Source organism: Myxococcus sp. MH1, assembly GCF_059738865.1.
Genome location: NZ_AP026947.1, coordinates 8,724,554 through 8,739,729 on the forward strand (window position 1 = coordinate 8,724,554; position 15,176 = coordinate 8,739,729).

Consider the following 15,176-nt stretch of genomic DNA (forward strand, 5'->3'; position numbering starts at 1 on the left):
CGGAGGGCAGGCGTCTCACGAATCGAGCACCCACGTCATGACGAGACGCGGCGAACCCTCGCGAATCCCCGCTCCCGCGCCGCCAGTCGCGTGACGCCCCAGAACCCCAGCGCCACGGCGGCGATGGTCGCCCCCTGCACGCACACGCCCACCCAACCCGCGTGCGCGAACACCACCGTGGACGCGAGCGAGCCCGCGCCACTGCCGATGGAATAGAAGACCATGTAGCCCGCCACCAACCGGCTGCGCGCCTCCGGGCGAACCGCGTACAGCTCGCTTTGGTTCGTCACATGCAACGCCTGGATGGCCAGGTCCAGACCGATGATTCCCAACCCCAGCGCCCACAGCGACTGGTGCGTCTGCGTCAGCACGATGGGAACCCACGACACCAGCAGCAGCCCGAGCGCGAACAGCGTCGTCCGATTCCCGAAGCCCCGGTCCGCCAGCCGCCCCGCCCTCGACGCCCCCAGCGCGCCCGCGACCCCCGCGAGGCCGAACAGGCCCACCTGCGTGTGCGAGAGCGAGAACGGCGGCGCCGCCAGCAGCAGCACCATCGGCGTCCACAAGGTGCTGAACGCGGCGAAGCCCAACAGCGCGAGCACCGCGCGGACCCGCAGCACGGGCTCCTCCACGAACAGCGTGAGCACCGAGCGCAGCAGCTCCGGATAGGACAGCCGCGTGCGCGCACGCTCGCGAGGCAGCACCCGCAGCAGCGCCAGCGCCACGAGCAACGTCGCGCCCGCCGACACGAGATAGACGGAGCGCCACCCGGCGACATCGGACAGGAAGCCCGCCACGGTGCGCGCCATCAGGATGCCTATCACCACCCCGCTCGTCACCAGCCCCACCACGCGGCCCCGCTCGGCAGGCGACGCGAGCGACGCGGAGAACGCCACCAACACCTGCGTGACGACCGCGAGCAGCCCCACCACCGCCAGCGCGCCGAGCAACACCGCGCCCGAGGGCGCCAGCCCCGCCAGCGTCAACGCCGCCACCGACAGCAGCATCTGCAGGGCGACCAGCCGACGCCGCTCCACCAGGTCTCCCAGCGGCACCAGGAGCAACAGCCCCAACCCGTACCCCACCTGCGTGACAGTGACGACCACGCCCACCGTCGCGGGTTGCAACCCCAGCTCCCGCGCCATCGCATCCAACAACGGCTGCGCGTAATAGACGTTGGCGACGGCCAGCCCGCAGGCCACCGCCAACAACCCCGTCACCGCGCCCGACAGCCCGGGCGCCCCCCTGCCCGCAGGCTCCACCACCTTGGACTCCCGTCGCATCCACCACCTGCCCGCATCTGGTTTCAAAATGAAACCAGCGGGGAGTTAACGGGCCGGAGGGGATGTGGCAACCTCCGTTTCCGAATGGCGCAGCGAAAACCCCACAGCCAGGCCGAGTGCCCCGTCGAGCGGACCGTGGACATCCTCGGTGACGAGTGGTCCCTGCTCATCCTCCGGGACGTGTTCGACGGCCTGCGCCGCTTCGGAGAGCTCCAGAAGAACCTGGGCGTGGCGCGCAACATCCTCTCCGGCCGCCTGCGCAACCTGGTCGCGCACGGCATCCTGGAGACGGTGGCCGCGTCCGACGGGAGCGCGTTCCACGAGTACGCGCTGACGCCCAAGGGCAAGGACCTGTTCCAGGTCATCGTGGCCCTGCGGCAGTGGGGCGAGCACCACTGCTTCCAACCCGACGAGCCCCGCTCCCGACTGGTCGACACGGAGCACGGCAGGCCGGTGCGCCCCCTGGAGCTGCGCGCCGAGGACGGCCGGCCCCTGGCGTGCTCGGACGCCGTCGTGAAGAAGGTGTCCGAGCAGAAGCCGCGCAGGAAGCGCTGAGCGCTACGCCTCGGACTGCACCTCGATGGTCGGCTCCATCACCACCTCGGCGGTGATGCTCTGGCCGATGAAGCAGTACTTGTGCGCCTTCACGAACATCTCGCGCACCTTCTCCACGTCCGTGCCCGGCGCCACGCGGATGAGCGGCGCGAGGCGGACCTTGTTCACCCGCTTCACCTTCTCCACCGTGTCGAGGAACACCGTCACCTGGTCCTCGTACGAGCGCACATCCAGCCGCAGCTTCTTCGCCAGCGCCAGGAACGTGAGCAGGTGGCACTGCGCCACCGAGGCCCCTAGCAGGTCCTCCGGATTCCAGCGCGAGTCCTCACCGCCATACCCCGTCCCCGCGCTCACCAGGATGTCCGGCTTGCCATCCGTGCCAGCCACCGCGTTGCGGCTGTACTCGCTCGCGGTGGAGCCCTTCCACGTGAGCCTCAGCGGAAATCCTTCCACGTCCTGCCTCCTTGCGTTGCGTGTGTCCTCGGGCCCGAGCATAGGAGCCCCGCGTCGTTCCGGCTCGACTGTCGCACCGGCTCACTCCATCGAGGGAGCCCGTCCCCTACGCGGCGTCCGGACTTCCGTCATCCGCCGCGCAGGTCCGCGCCCTTCGGCACGGGCAGCTTCTCCCCGCGCGCAATCGCCGAGACGATGCGCGCGAGCTTCTCCACGCCGTCCGACAACGCCGCGGGGCCCGGCTGCAGGATGAGGCTGCTCTTCACCTCGTAGAGCTGGTCTTCCACCACCGCCGTCACCTTCTCCCAGCCCGGACGCGCGGCAATCTTGTCCCGCTTCGCCTTGCGGCCACACCAGCTGGCGATGACGCCGTCGGGGTTCCTGCGCGCCACCTCCTCGGGCTCGAAGATGCGCCCCTTCGCGCCCTGCGACGCGCGCGACTCGCGGCACACGTCCTCGCCGCCCACCAGCTCCACCAGCTCCGAGCACCAGCGGATGCCGGAGATGAGCGGCTCGTGCCACTCCTCGAAGAAGATGCGCGGCCGGCGCGGCAGCGCTTCCGCCGCGTCCGCGTGGCGCGTGAGGTTCGCCGTCAGCTCCTCCGCCAGCTTCTCCGCCGCCTCCGCGCGCCCCACCAGCGCGCCCGTCAGCCGCACCGACTGGAGGATCTCCGCCACCGAGCGCTGGTTGAACAGGTACACGGGCACGCCCCGCTTGCACAGCTCGCGGCCCAGGTCCGCCTGCAAGTCGGAGAAGCCCAACACCAGGTCCGGTTTGAGCTCCAAGATGCGCTCGAAGTTGGCGTCCAGGAACGACGACACCCGGGGCTTCTTGCGCGCCTCCGGCGGCCGCACCGTGAAGCCAGACACCCCCACCACCAGCTCCCCCGCGCCGATGCGGTAGAGCACCTCCGTCGTCTCCTCCGTCATGCACACCACCCGCCGGGGGTAGGCGGGCGCGCTGGAAAGCAACTCGGTCAGGTGGACGCTCATCCCGCCACCCTAACCGCGCGCACCCTCTTCGCGGAGGCTTCATGAAATCCCGAAAACCTTGTTCCACACTCCGAGTCGCTCACGCTCCCGCCCCCCAGTCCGCGTCTGCCGGCTGATCCACCGGCCGCGTGTCCGGTGCCGGACGTTGCGGCGCCCGGGCCGGTTTCTCGGCCGTTGATGCACTGCGCCAACCTGGCAGGTCGCTTGGGCAGTGGACGATTGCGGTGTTAGCATCCGCACGCATGTTCGACCGGAGCGTCGTGTGCCTTCCCGGTCGGTGGGGGCAGACATGATTGAAAACAACGCCCCGACGAATGGCGCGCCGCCCGACATGGTGGATCCGCTGCTGGGGCGCGTCCTCAACGAGCGCTTCCGCATCCTGGAGACCCTGGGCGCCGGAGGCATGGGCCGCGTCTACAAGGCGGTGCAGGCGCCGCTGGACCGGCTGGTCGCGCTGAAGGTCCTCAATCCCCACTACAACGACGAGGGCAAGGACCCGGGCTTCCAGAAGCGCTTCTTCCTGGAGGCCAGCGTCACCGCGAAGCTGCGCCACCCCAACACCGTCACCGTCATCGACTACGGCAAGACGGACGACGGCATCTACTACATCGCGATGGAGTACCTGGACGGGCTCACGCTCGGCCAGCTGCTCACGCAGGTGGGCCCGCTGCCGTGGGCGCGCGCGCTCAACATCACGCAGCAGATCGCCCGCTCGCTGCGCGAGGCGCACAAGGTCGGCCTCATCCACCGCGACCTGAAGCCCGCCAACGTGATGGTCCTCAACCAGGAGACGGACCACGACATCGTCAAGGTGCTCGACTTCGGCCTGGTGAAGTCCTTCATCGGCGACGCGGACGTGCCGCAGGACACGTCGCTCACCCAGGCGGGCATCATCCTGGGCTCGCCGCAGTACATGGCGCCGGAGCAGGCGCGCAACGTCGCCGACCCGCGCAGCGACGTGTACAGCATGGGCGTGGTGCTCTATCAGATGCTGATGGGCCAGCCGCCCTTCCTGGCCGCGCAGAGCATCGACGTCATCGTCAAGCACATCAACGAGCCCCCTCCCGCCTTCGGCGCCGTCTGGGCCAGCCATGGCGTGCCCGCGGAGGTGGAGGCGCTCGTCATGAAGTGCCTCGCCAAGATTCCCTCCGAGCGCTACCAGTCCATGGACGAGGTGCTGGAGGCCATGCGCCGCCTGTCGCACGTGGTGGGCGTCAGCGGCGTCTTCAGCGGCCCGCGCCTGACGGGCACCGGCAGCGGTCCTCGCAGCGGCCCCATCAGCGGGCCGGTGAACGCCGCCGGCTCCGGCCCCAGCACCATGGCGCTGGACATCGCCGTGGAGGAGCCGGCCGCGAAGTCCGGCAAGGGCCTGCTGCTGCCCCTGGCCATCCTCGGCGGCGCCATCGTGATTGGCGGCGGACTCTTCGCGGTGGCCATGATGATGCGCGAGCCCAAGCTCAAGCCGCTGCCGCCCGACTACGCCGCCACCCAGGCCGCCCTGCCCAAGGCGCCCGCCGCGCCCGCGAAGACGGCCCCGGGCCCGGCGGCCATCGCCGTGGACGACGAGCTGGCGCTGGCGCCGCTGGTGCCCGGCAACGTGCCCTCCGTGGTCTTCACCATCGAGAGCGAGCCCATGGGCGCCCGGGTGCGCGCGGGGAACAAGGACCTGGGTGTCACCCCCGTGAAGTACAAGGTCCGGCAGGACGGTGAGGGCCTTGCGAGCGCGGAGCTGACCTTCACGCTGGAGGGCTACCAGCCCCTCACGGTGAAGGCCGAGGGCACCGGCACCGAACAGACCATCCGCCACAGGCTCAAGAAGAAGCCGACTGCGCCGGCCCGCCCCCAACGGCCCGCTGAGTCGCGCGACAATTTCAAGGACAACCCCTACTAGTGAAACACTTCAAATCCCTTCGTCGAGTGGGCCTCGTGGCGCTGTGTCTTTGCGCGTCGCAGGCCCTGGCGGACGCACGCCTGGAAGCCCGTCGCCACTTCCGCACCGGCATGAGCCTCATCGCCCGGAAGGAGTACGACCAGGGCATCGCCGAGCTGGAGCAGGCGTACGCCATCAAGCCGCACCCCAACGTCCTCTTCAACATCGCGCGCGCGTACCAGGACGCGGGCCGCTCCGCGGAGGCGCTGGAGACCTACCGGCGCTACCTGGCGAGCAACCCGCCCGACGCGGCCACGGTGGAGACCACCGTCGCGGCGCTGGAGGCGAAGCAGCGCGAGGCGGAGGCCGCCGCCGGCGCGACGGACAACTCCGCGCTGCCCATGCCGCCGCCCCCCGCGAGCGTCCAGTCCCAGCAGCAGCTGGCGGGGCTCCTGGAGCGGCTGGAGAAGGCCATCGAGCGCGCGGAGTCCATGCCCTCGGGCCCCGCGACGCCCGCGCCCTCCACGTACGTGCCCTCCGTGCTGCCCGGCGTGTCCGAGGCGGCCACGGGCGACGACGGCGCGGTGCCCTACGAGGAGCGCGTGGTGACGGCCAGCCGCCGCGCCCAGTCCTCGCTGGAGGCGCCCAACGCCACCACCGTCATCACCGCGGAGGACATCCGCCTGTCGGGCGCCACCAGCCTGCCGGAGCTCCTGCGGCGCGTGCCGGGCGCGGACGTGATGTCGCTGGGCATCGGCAGCGCCAACGTGTCCATGCGCGGCTTCAACCAGCGCATCGCCAACAAGGTGCTCGTGCTCGTCGACGGCCGCACCGAGTACCAGGACTTCCTCGGCCTGACGCTCTGGTCGTCCATCCCCATCGGCCTGGATGAAATCGAGCGCATCGAGGTCATCCGCGGCCCGGGCAGCGCGCTCTACGGCGCCAACGCCATGTTGGGCGTCATCAACATCATCACCCAGGCCCCCGGCTCCGGCCCCCGCGCGCGCTTCACCGTGACGGGCGGCACCGGCCACAGCGTGGCGGGCTCGTTCCTGAGCCACGGCAGCTCCGGGGCGCTGCGCTACCGCGCGTCGGTGGCGTACTCGCAGGCGGACAAGTGGAGCCGCGACTACGCCAGCGACCGGCCGGACATCGTGCTCAGGGACCCGGACCCGGACATCGGCATGCGCGGGGCCCGGGCCACGCTGTCCACGGTGTACAGCTTCGCGGAGGGCCGCACGGTGGGCCTGTCCGGCGGCGTGCACCGCTACGCGACGGAAATCTACCCGCTGGGCCTTCTGCGCAACTACTTCATGGACGGCCTCAACGCGTACGCCAAGGGCGACGTGGAGCTGGGGCCGCTGAAGCTCAAGACGTTCTGGAACCACATCTCCGGCAGCGCCGGTCCCCAGTACGAGCCCATCGGTCAGCGCTCGCTGGGCACGGAGGTCAGCTCCAACCTGTTCAACGCGGAGCTGCTCTTCGCGCGCGCCTTCCACCTGGGCGGCGAGCACCAGCTCAACGTCGGCGTGGAGGGCCGCCTCAAGCGCGTGGGCTGGGACTACCTGGGCCCCTTGCGTGAGGAGGTCCACGCCGCCGCCTTCGTGCAGGACGAGTGGCGGCTGGCGGACCCGCTGCGCCTCATCGCCAGCTACCGCGTGGACCGCCACCCGCTGCTCGACGGGGGCTCGCCGGGCCTGGCGCACTCGCCTCGCGTGTCCGCGCTGTTCATGCCCGTGGAGGGCCACGCGTTCCGCATCAGCGCGGCGTCCGCCTTCCGCGAGCCCACGTTCCTGGAGAGCTACACGCGGCTGCTGGTCCCCGTGCAGGGCGTCAACGGCGCCAGCGCGCTGACGACGGGCAACACGGCCTTGCGCCCCGAGCGCCTCACCGCCTTCGAGCTGGGCTGGCGCGGCGAGTCCGCGGAGCTGGGCATGGACTGGGACGTGGCCCTGTACCAGAACCGGGTGAAGGACCTCATCGGCCTGTCCAACTTCGAGCGGCTGCCGGTGGGCGAGTCCTACGACGCGGCCACGGGCAACTACCTCATCGGCCGCTCGCGCTTCGTCAACGAGGACTCCATCTACACCGCGCGCGGCGCGGAAGCCGGCCTCACGCTGGCCCTCATCGACGGCCTGGGCCTCAAGGCGAGCGCCGCCTTCCAGACGGTCTCCTCGGACCTGGAGGACAAGGCGGAGTGCGGCCCGTGCAGCCAGGTGCCGCAGCTCAAGCTGTACGGCGGCGTCACCTACCGCACCCAGGCGGACCTCGAGTTCGGCGTGGACCTGGCCTACACCTCGTCCACGACCTGGATTGAGCGCGAGCCCGCGGCGGCGGACCCGACCCGCATCGAGCTGGCCTCCAACCCGCTGGGCGCCCACACCATCATCAACGCGCGCGTGGGCTACACGGCGGTGAAGAACCTGGTGGACGTGGCGCTCATCGGCAGCCAGCTGGGCGCCGCGCACTCCCAACACCCCTTCGGCAACCGCATCGAGCGGCGCGTCTACGCGACGCTGACGGTGACTCCATGAGCCGCACCTCCTCGTTCAAGCACTCCGCGCTCGTCGCGCTCGCCTCGTCCCTGCTCGTGCTGGGCTGTGAGTCCCCGTCCGTGGTCCCCACGGCGGACGGCCAGCAGGCCCTGCACACCGCCCGCATCGAGGGCAGCCTCGTCGTGCAGTCGGCCCTCCGGGGCAACGCGGTGGTGTTCCTCTACGACGTGGAGAAGCGCCCGCTGCCGCCGCCCCAGGGCAGCGGTCGTCCGGTGGCCTTCACCGTCATCCCCGCGGCGCAGCTGTTCGGCCCGGCGCTCGGCACCCACTCGCCCGGCCCCTTCACCGCGCCCTTCGCGTTCAGCCTGGTGGGCGCGGGCAAGTACATGCTGCGCGGCTTCATCGACGTGGACACCTGCGCGACGGGCGTCACGCCCTGCCACGTCCCCGACTTCAACCCCTGGTACGGCGTCACCAGCGAGCCCAACACGGGCGACATCGGCGGCGCCGCGGTGGACCTGACCAACGGCCAGCCGCTGGTCCTGGAGGTCACCAAGGACGAGGAGGGCCATCCGCAGCCGCTCACCAACGTCACGGTGAGCTTCTCGCAGGCCACCGCGCAGGTGCCGGTGGACCGGCCCGCCTTCCAGGTCACCGTCGCCGGCGGCGGAGACAACACCCTGGCGGCGGGCGGGCCCATGAAGGTGCTGCGGCTGACGCCGCAGGTGGTGGAGGCCAGCCCGGTGACGCAGCGGCCCAAGGCCTTCCTCGTCAGCTACGTGGACGCCAACCGCGACGGCGTGCCGGACGACGCCAACCGCGACGGGGTGCCGGATGTCTGGCCGCGCGTCGTGGTGCGCAAGCTGGCGGATGAGCCGGGCCTGCTCGAGGACAACGACAAGGACCGCGACAGCGTCCTCGACGCGGACGGCATCGACTACCTGCGCGCCGACGGCACCCGTGACGGCAGGCCGGACCTGGTGGTGCTCGCGGCGGGGCTGGTGATGGACCCCATCATCGCGGCGCTGACGGATGAGAACGGTCAGCCCCGGATGACGCCCGTCCCCCTGGCGGAGCTCCAGGTGGCCGTGCAGCCCATCGCCCTGGATGCCAGCGACGCGGCCGCCCCGGCCCGTCTGGACGGGCTGCCGAAGGGTCGCTACTCCGTGGTGCTGATCCAATCCACGGGGCAGACGTGGCGGGTCCCCAACGAGCTCGCCCCGCCGCTGGCGGCGAGCATCGGGATTCCGGGCGTCGAAAGTCAGGCCTTCGTGCTTGAGGTCCCCTGAGCCCCACCTCGTGGCGAGTAAGGGTGTGCGGCGCCCCACATCGGGAAAAAAGAGAGGAAGGACGGTGCTTTGACTTCGCCATGTCCTTCCGTCAACATGCTTGGGTCTGCAGGGGGACAGCCCCACCTGAGGTCGTGATCCGATGAAGGCCGGTACCCTTCCCTCCCCAGAGCCCGTTCCCAACCGCACCACGACGGACCCGGCGCGCCCTGGTGGAAGCCGGACCGCGACGGGCGGCGCGCCGCAGCGCGTGCTGCTGGTGGACGACAGCCGCTCCATCCGGACGCTGCTGAAGATCTACCTCATGGCGCGCAACTTCGAGTTCCTGGAGGCGGAGTCCGCCGAAGAGGGACTGAAGGTCGCCGAGGCGGAGGGCATCGACCTCATCCTCACCGACTTCCACATGGACGGGATGAACGGCGCCGACTTCGCGGCGCAGATTCGCGCCAACGCCAACCCCCGGCTGGCCAAGGTCCCCATCCTGATGATGACGGGTGACCCGAACGTCGCCGAGGTGCGCGCGCTGGGTCAGAAGGCCGGCATCAGCGCCTTCGTCCGCAAGCCGGTGAGCTGCGCACAGCTCATGACGCTGGTGGACACCATCCTCCCGCTGCCGCGCAAGTAGCACCTGGGGCCCCGTCCTCACGACGGAGCCCGAGCCGCAGAAGCAGCGCGAGCCCCTCGGCGGGTGGGCGCCTTCCTCCCGAGACCTCGCGAGCAGCACACCGGGCGAGCCGACCTTGCGTCAGGCTCCGAGCCACGGAAGCAGCGCGAATCCTTCAGCGGGTGGATGCCTTCCTCCCGAGACCTCGCGAGCAGCACGACGGGCGAGCCGCCCTTGCGTCAGGCTCCGAGCCACTGATGCAGCGCGAACCCTTCAGCGGGTGGAGGCCTTCCTCGCGAGGCCTCGCGAGCAGCACGACGGGCGAGCCGCCCTTGCGTCAGGCTCCGCGCCACTGAAGCAGCGCGAACCCTTCAGCGGGTGGAGGCCTTCCTCCCGAGACCTCGCGAGCAGCACGACGGGCGAGCCGCCCTCACCTCACGCCGGGGTACGGGCCGCCGCAGCGGCGCGGGCCCGGCGTTTTCGCATCGCCTCACCCACGCGCACCGCGAAGAGCAGCGCGAGCACCGCGCCGTAGATGAGCGGCTCGGTGACGTCCTGCTTCACCCGCCACACGAAGTGCACCACGCCCAGCACCGCGGCCACGTAGGCCAGCCGGTGCAAGCGCTGCCAGCGCGGGAAGCCGAGCCTCCTCACCCAGCGGTTCGTGGACGTGACGGCCAGCGGCACCAGCAGCACCCACGCGGTGAAGCCCACGGTGATGAAGGGCCGCTTCACCACGTCCTCCCCCAGCGCCCGCCACGCCAGCCCCTGGTCCAGCACCGCGTAGGTGAGCAGGTGCGCGCACGCGTACGTGAAGGCCAAAAGCCCCAGCGTGCGGCGCACGCGCGCGGGCCACGTCCACCGCGTGAGCAGCCGCACGGGCGTACACGCCAGCGACGCCAGCAACATCACCAGCGCGAGCAGCCCCGTCTGGTTGAGCGCCGCCTCGATGGCGTTGGGGCCCAGTTGTCCCAGCGGCCCCTGCACGGCCAGGAGCGCCAGGGGCAGCAGCCCGCCCACGGTGAGCGCGGGGTTCAGCCACGGATGGGGAGACGAGGCCATGGCGTCAGAAGTTCTCGCGCAGGTCCATGCCCGCGTAGAGGTGCGCCACCTGCTCGCCGTAGCCGTTGAAGGGCAGCGTGGGCCGGCGCTCGAAGTCGCCGATGCGCCGCTCGGAGGCCTGGCTCCAGCGCGGATGGGACACCGCGGGGTTCACGTTGGCGTAGAAGCCATACTCGTGCGGCGCCGCCATGTTCCAGGTGGTCATCGGCATGGTGCGCGTGAGCGAGATGCGCACGATGGACTTGCCCCCCTTGAACCCATACTTCCACGGCACCACCAGCCGCAGCGGCGCGCCGTTCTGCGCCGGCAGCTGCTTGCCGTACAACCCCATGGCCATGAACGTCAGCGGATGCATCGCCTCGTCCAGCCGCAGCCCCTCCAGGTAGGGCCAGTCCAGCACCGGCCGCTTCTGTCCGGGCAGCTGCTCCGGGTCCATCAGCGTGGTGAACGTCACGTAGCGCGCGTGGCTGGTGGGCTTCACCCGGGAGAGCAGCGCGGCCAGCGGAAAGCCCAGCCACGGAATCACCATGGACCAGGCCTCCACGCAGCGCATCCGGTAGACGCGCTCCTCCATGGTGAACCAGGACAACAGCTGGTCGATGTCCACCGTCTTCGGCTCGTGCACCTCCCCGTCCACGGTGACGGTCCACGGCCGGGGCTTCAAGGAGTGCGCGAGCCGGGCCGGGTCGTTCTTGTCCAGGCCCAGCTCGTAGAAGTTGTTGTACGTGGTGACGTCCTCGTACGGGGTGCGCGGCTCGTCCGTGTCGAACGCGCCCTTCGCCTTCACCACGGGCCCGGTGACGGCGCCCGCGTCCGGGACATACGCGTCCATGAAGCGGCGCTGCTTGCGGGTGAGCAGGTACAGGCCCCCCGCCACGGCGGCGGCCGTGCCCGTGAACAGGCCCGCGTTGCGCAGGAAGTCCCGGCGGCGCAGGTAGAGCCGTTCGGAGGTGATTTCGGAGCCGGGCGGCTCCACGGGCGGCTTGTCGCTCATGACCCTTTATAACGGCCCAGCGTCCCCGGCCGTTACATCGCCCGCCCGCTGCGGCACGGCGCGAGCATCCTTGACGCGCCACAGTCGCCACCAGGGCGTGCCGGGGGACTGGTGGTGCTCCCAGTGGTAGCCGAAGAAGTAGCAGGACAGCATGGCCCACGCGTGGTTGCGCGGCAGCGTGCGCGCGTGGTGCGGCGCCATGTCCGGCGTGTCCGGGCGCCGGTGCGGCAGGTAGGTGCCGAAGTAGAAGAGCTGCAACGTCCCCAGCACGGCCGGCACCACCCAGAACACCAGCACGCGCGGCTGGGACACGCCCAGGAAGACGAGGACGTTGAACTTGGCCGCCATCACCCCCAGCTGCGGCAGCGTGGTGTAACGAACCATGAACGTCCCCAGCCACGGCCAGAAGGACTGGGTACGGGTGGAGAAGTCGGGGTCGTCGTCGCCCGTGGGGTTCTGGTGGTGCGCGTGGTGGTTCAGCACCAGTCGCCGGTAGGACAGCCCGGCGAACAGGAAGCAGGCGAGCGTCCCCACCGTCTCGTTCACCCAGCCCTGCCGGGCCACCGTGCCGTGCATGGCGTCATGGCCGGTGATGAACAGCCCCGTGCACAGCCACGCCTGGAAGGCGACGTGCATCCACGTGAGGGGCGAGTCCAGGGGCAGCCACCCCGGGGACATCAGCATCCACGTCAGGTGCGCGCCCCACGCGCCGATGATGACGAGCGCGATGACGACGCCCCAGGGGCCGAGCGGTGGTGCGCGATGACGGGCCGTGGTCTCCATCTCACCTGACTCATGGGGATGACGGCGCCGCCGCGCACGGGAAAGCACCCCGGCGCGGCGAGCGGGCCGTCGGCCGTGGCTACTTCCGCACGCCGGCGTCGGCCGCGGGGGCGGAGGCCTCGCGCACCAGCTCCTCCGCGGTGACGTAGCGCGGCTCGATGTCCACCGGCACGTCCTTGAGCCGCTCGAGCACCTTGCGCACCGGCGGACGAATCACGCCCATCTTCGCCAGGAGCGCCTCGGCCGCCTTGCGGTCACCCCTGGCCTGAATCTCCATCAGCTGCTTCGTCAGCGCGGTGACGGACTTCTTCATCGTCTCCGGCACGACGGAGAAGGTGCCGTCGGCGGCGACCTTCACGGCGCCGGAGTCCAGGAAGTAGTTGAGCTGCAGCGCCACGCCCTTGCCGTGCGCCTCGTCGATGCCGAAGCGGATGGAGCGGAACGCGGAGGCCAGGAACGTCGTGTACATGGTGCGGCCCATCGCCTTGTCGATGACGCCCGTGTCCATCAGTCGCTGCAGCGCCCACAGGCCGGAGACGTCCGCCTTGGCCTCCTCGAGCGCGCTGGAGGACACCTGGAGCGCCTGGCGCACCGTCGTCGCCTTGCCGCTCACGGTGATGTTGTGCGGCCCCAGCCCGTGCATCAGCTCGTGCATCAGGATGTGCGTGAAGAACGCGTCGAAGGCCACGTCCTGCTGGTCCCTGGCGGACAGCGCCACCTTGGCGATGGGCACCAGCACGCGCTGGAACTTGGCCTCCTGCACGTTCTTGAGCATCACGCGCTTGGAGCCCATGGCCTCCGTGACGCGCTCGTCGTTGGGCAGGTTGTACGCGGCCGTCTGCACGCCCCGGTTGGCGTCACCGGCGGAGAACAGGCTGTTGACGACGCGGATGGGGGCCAGCGCGCCCAGCTTCGGGTTGCGCAGCTTCGCGTCGATGGGCAGGTGGTTCTCCAGGTCCTGCAGGTGGTCGCTGAACTTCGCGAGCTTCTGCGTCTCCGCGTCGTCGCGCAGGCCGACGAAGGCCTCGAACGCGGCCTTGTAGTTGAACCAGCCGTCCTCGTAGACCTCGTAGGGCCCCACGGTGGGCTCGATGCTCGCGTCCAGCTTCATCCACGCGACTTCGCTCGCGTAGTAGTCGTTCGAGCCGAACGCGTCCGCGCGCGACTCCAGGAACGCCTTGAGCGTGGGCTGCTTGGTCAGCTGCGCGGCCTCGCGGAACAGGCGCGCGGCCTCGGCCAGCTCCCCCTGGTACTCGATGCTGTACGGCACGGAGACGAACTTGCCGTCGGTGCCCCGGCGGATGGTGGTGTAGAAGCCCGTGGCCTCCTTCTGCTGGGCCTCCGGCAGCGACTTCACCCACGCCTCCACCTGCTCCTTGGTGGCGCCAGCCGGATAGAAGTTGCCGGCCTCCGGCTTCGCGGGCACACCCGGCAGGAACGGCCGCCCCTCGTCCAGGCTGTTCCACGGGCCCTTGTCCAACACGAACGCGTGCAGACGCGCGCGGCCCAGCGGCGAGTCGTCCCGCGTGAGCCCCAGCAGCACCGTCTCGCTGCCCGCCCAGCGCTGGCGCAGGAAGAGCGCGTCCATCAACTGCGAGGCCTGGACGATGCGCGCGAGCGCCTGCCGCTCGTTGGCGGGCAGCGCCTTCAAGTCCACCTTCAGCTCCACCGGAGCGAAGCGCGCGGTGAGGCGCTGCAATTCGGCGGCGTCGGGCAGGGCGACGGGGGCGGCGGCGTGCTCGGCGGCGAGGGCGGAGCCGGACAGCATCGCCGCACCGAGCACGGACAGGAGGGTTCGGTTCATGGCCCTTCCCTACCCCAACGTCGCGCCCCCTCCCAGCGCTCCCGTGCTCCTGTACGCATCGGAACATTCCAGCCAGGACGGTTTGGCGGCGCGCGTCGGAGCCGGCTGACAACATGCGCAAGCCTGGATTTCCCGGGCAACCCAGGTGCCCTTCAACCCGGGCACGCGAGGACTTCTCATGACGACGACTCGAACCGACCCCTTGGCCCGCCGGGGCGCGCTGCCGGGGCTGCTGGTGGCCCTGTGCGTGGGGCTGTTCTCCTCCTCCGCGCTGGCGGCGGACGAGGTGCGCCTGCTCAAGGCGGTGAGCACCGTGAGCAGCCGCTATGGGCAGACGTGGCAGGACGTCACCTACCTCCTGGTGGTGAAGAACCTGGCCTACGAGAAGCAGGTCGCCATCCATGACAAGCAGCCGGACGGGACGTGGCTCGATTTGGAGGCCAGCTACGCGGGCGACGCGGGCGCGGGCCACGAGCTGTGGAAGGTGACGCGGCAGTACCAGAGCTGGGGCACGTCCCCGCAGCCCACGCGCGATCTGGAGTTCGTGGCGAAGTACACGGTGAATGGCCAGACGTACTGGGACAACAACGGCGGGGCCAACTACCAGCTGGTGCGCACCAACGGGCCGCTGCTCCCGCGGGCCAACGTGCTGGTGGGCAGCAGCTACTGGCAGCCCACGGGTGAGGTGGACATCGGCATCGACGTGAAGAACCTCGCCTACACCAAGAGCGTCACGGTGGTGTACACGACGGACAACTGGGCCACGTCCCACGAGGTCGCCGCGTCCTTCGTCCCCGGCTACTCGGTGGGCTACGCGTACATCTCCAGCCCCAACGCGTACGGCGTGGAGCGCTGGCAGGCGCGCATCCCGGCCGTGTCCGGCACGCCGCTGTACTACATCCGGTACGAGGTGAACGGGCAGACGTACTGGGACAACAACTTCGGCTACAACTACCCGCCCATCTACCCTCCCCTCTAGCCCTCCCGAGGGC

13 protein-coding genes are annotated in these 15,176 nt (G+C 70.3%); 6 read left to right on the forward strand and 7 right to left on the reverse strand.

The window, feature by feature from the left end:
• Positions 1-35: 35 nt before the first annotated feature.
• Positions 36-1,283, reverse strand: coding sequence for an MFS transporter (locus tag AC6JA9_RS34400; protein WP_497958413.1), 1,248 nt, complete (start codon positions 1,281-1,283; stop codon positions 36-38).
• Positions 1,284-1,418: 135 nt separating this feature from the next.
• Between AC6JA9_RS34400 and AC6JA9_RS34405 the strand changes: the two genes are divergently transcribed.
• Complete coding sequence (locus AC6JA9_RS34405) at positions 1,419-1,838, forward strand: winged helix-turn-helix transcriptional regulator (RefSeq protein ID WP_223748406.1); 420 nt, start codon at positions 1,419-1,421, stop codon at positions 1,836-1,838.
• Positions 1,839-1,841: 3 nt separating this feature from the next.
• Here AC6JA9_RS34405 and AC6JA9_RS34410 read toward each other — a convergent pair whose 3' ends face one another.
• Both AC6JA9_RS34410 and AC6JA9_RS34415 read right to left on the reverse strand, forming a co-directional pair.
• On the reverse strand, positions 1,842-2,291 hold the full coding sequence (locus tag AC6JA9_RS34410) for an OsmC family protein (RefSeq protein ID WP_223748405.1): 450 nt from the start codon (positions 2,289-2,291) through the stop codon (positions 1,842-1,844).
• 128 nt (positions 2,292-2,419) lie between these two features.
• Positions 2,420-3,283, reverse strand: a complete 864-nt coding sequence (locus AC6JA9_RS34415; protein WP_223748404.1) for an ABC transporter substrate-binding protein — start codon at positions 3,281-3,283, stop codon at positions 2,420-2,422.
• Positions 3,284-3,572: 289 nt separating this feature from the next.
• Here AC6JA9_RS34415 and AC6JA9_RS34420 point away from each other — a divergent pair, with 289 nt between their 5' ends.
• The 4 genes from AC6JA9_RS34420 to AC6JA9_RS34435 all read left to right on the forward strand — a co-directional run bounded on the left by AC6JA9_RS34420 (position 3,573) and on the right by AC6JA9_RS34435 (position 9,562).
• On the forward strand, positions 3,573-5,174 hold the full coding sequence (locus AC6JA9_RS34420; protein WP_223781619.1) for a serine/threonine protein kinase: 1,602 nt from the start codon (positions 3,573-3,575) through the stop codon (positions 5,172-5,174).
• A 35-nt stretch (positions 5,175-5,209) separates the two neighbouring features.
• The gene (locus AC6JA9_RS34425; RefSeq protein ID WP_491630665.1) at positions 5,210-7,687 is read left to right on the forward strand and encodes a TonB-dependent receptor domain-containing protein; all 2,478 of its coding nucleotides are present in this window, start codon (positions 5,210-5,212) and stop codon (positions 7,685-7,687) included.
• Entirely contained in the window at positions 7,684-8,937 is a 1,254-nt protein-coding gene (locus AC6JA9_RS34430; RefSeq protein ID WP_223748402.1) for a hypothetical protein, read from the forward strand. Before AC6JA9_RS34425 ends, AC6JA9_RS34430 begins: the two co-directional genes overlap by 4 nt.
• 142 nt (positions 8,938-9,079) lie before the next feature.
• Positions 9,080-9,562, forward strand: coding sequence for a response regulator (locus tag AC6JA9_RS34435; protein WP_046715893.1), 483 nt, complete (start codon positions 9,080-9,082; stop codon positions 9,560-9,562).
• Positions 9,563-9,976: 414 nt separating this feature from the next.
• On the opposite strand, the gene msrQ is transcribed toward AC6JA9_RS34435, so the two are convergent.
• The 4 genes from msrQ to AC6JA9_RS34455 all read right to left on the reverse strand — a co-directional run bounded on the left by msrQ (position 9,977) and on the right by AC6JA9_RS34455 (position 14,184).
• Complete coding sequence (msrQ, locus tag AC6JA9_RS34440) at positions 9,977-10,603, reverse strand: protein-methionine-sulfoxide reductase heme-binding subunit MsrQ (protein ID WP_426745199.1); 627 nt, start codon at positions 10,601-10,603, stop codon at positions 9,977-9,979.
• A gap of 4 nt (positions 10,604-10,607) precedes the next feature.
• On the reverse strand, positions 10,608-11,597 hold the full coding sequence (msrP, locus tag AC6JA9_RS34445; RefSeq protein ID WP_223748400.1) for a protein-methionine-sulfoxide reductase catalytic subunit MsrP: 990 nt from the start codon (positions 11,595-11,597) through the stop codon (positions 10,608-10,610).
• Between the two features lie 6 nt (positions 11,598-11,603).
• Positions 11,604-12,380, reverse strand: a complete 777-nt coding sequence (locus tag AC6JA9_RS34450) for a fatty acid desaturase (protein WP_497958414.1) — start codon at positions 12,378-12,380, stop codon at positions 11,604-11,606.
• 79 nt (positions 12,381-12,459) lie between these two features.
• Positions 12,460-14,184: a DUF8614 domain-containing protein gene (locus AC6JA9_RS34455; protein WP_497958415.1), complete on the reverse strand. Its 1,725-nt coding sequence runs from the start codon at positions 14,182-14,184 to the stop codon at positions 12,460-12,462.
• Between the two features lie 178 nt (positions 14,185-14,362).
• Between AC6JA9_RS34455 and AC6JA9_RS34460 the strand changes: the two genes are divergently transcribed.
• A complete protein-coding gene (locus tag AC6JA9_RS34460) occupies positions 14,363-15,163 on the forward strand; it encodes a carbohydrate-binding protein (protein WP_223781614.1) in 801 nt (266 codons plus the stop codon).
• The last annotated feature ends 13 nt before the right edge of the window (positions 15,164-15,176 follow it).

Bases quoted from the DNA above. Each gene is read 5' to 3' on its own strand.
- AC6JA9_RS34400 (WP_497958413.1), bottom strand. From the start codon at position 1,283: ATGCGACGGGAGTCCAAGGTGGTGGAGCCTGCGGGCAGGGGGGCGCCC.
- AC6JA9_RS34415 (WP_223748404.1), bottom strand. From the start codon at position 3,283: ATGAGCGTCCACCTGACCGAGTTGCTTTCCAGCGCGCCCGCCTACCCC.
- AC6JA9_RS34420 (WP_223781619.1), top strand. From the start codon at position 3,573: ATGATTGAAAACAACGCCCCGACGAATGGCGCGCCGCCCGACATGGTG.
- AC6JA9_RS34430 (WP_223748402.1), top strand. From the start codon at position 7,684: ATGAGCCGCACCTCCTCGTTCAAGCACTCCGCGCTCGTCGCGCTCGCC.
- AC6JA9_RS34435 (WP_046715893.1), top strand. From the start codon at position 9,080: ATGAAGGCCGGTACCCTTCCCTCCCCAGAGCCCGTTCCCAACCGCACC.
- msrQ (WP_426745199.1), bottom strand. From the start codon at position 10,603: ATGGCCTCGTCTCCCCATCCGTGGCTGAACCCCGCGCTCACCGTGGGC.
- msrP (WP_223748400.1), bottom strand. From the start codon at position 11,597: ATGAGCGACAAGCCGCCCGTGGAGCCGCCCGGCTCCGAAATCACCTCC.
- AC6JA9_RS34450 (WP_497958414.1), bottom strand. From the start codon at position 12,380: ATGGAGACCACGGCCCGTCATCGCGCACCACCGCTCGGCCCCTGGGGC.
- AC6JA9_RS34455 (WP_497958415.1), bottom strand. From the start codon at position 14,184: ATGAACCGAACCCTCCTGTCCGTGCTCGGTGCGGCGATGCTGTCCGGC.
- AC6JA9_RS34460 (WP_223781614.1), top strand. From the start codon at position 14,363: ATGACGACGACTCGAACCGACCCCTTGGCCCGCCGGGGCGCGCTGCCG.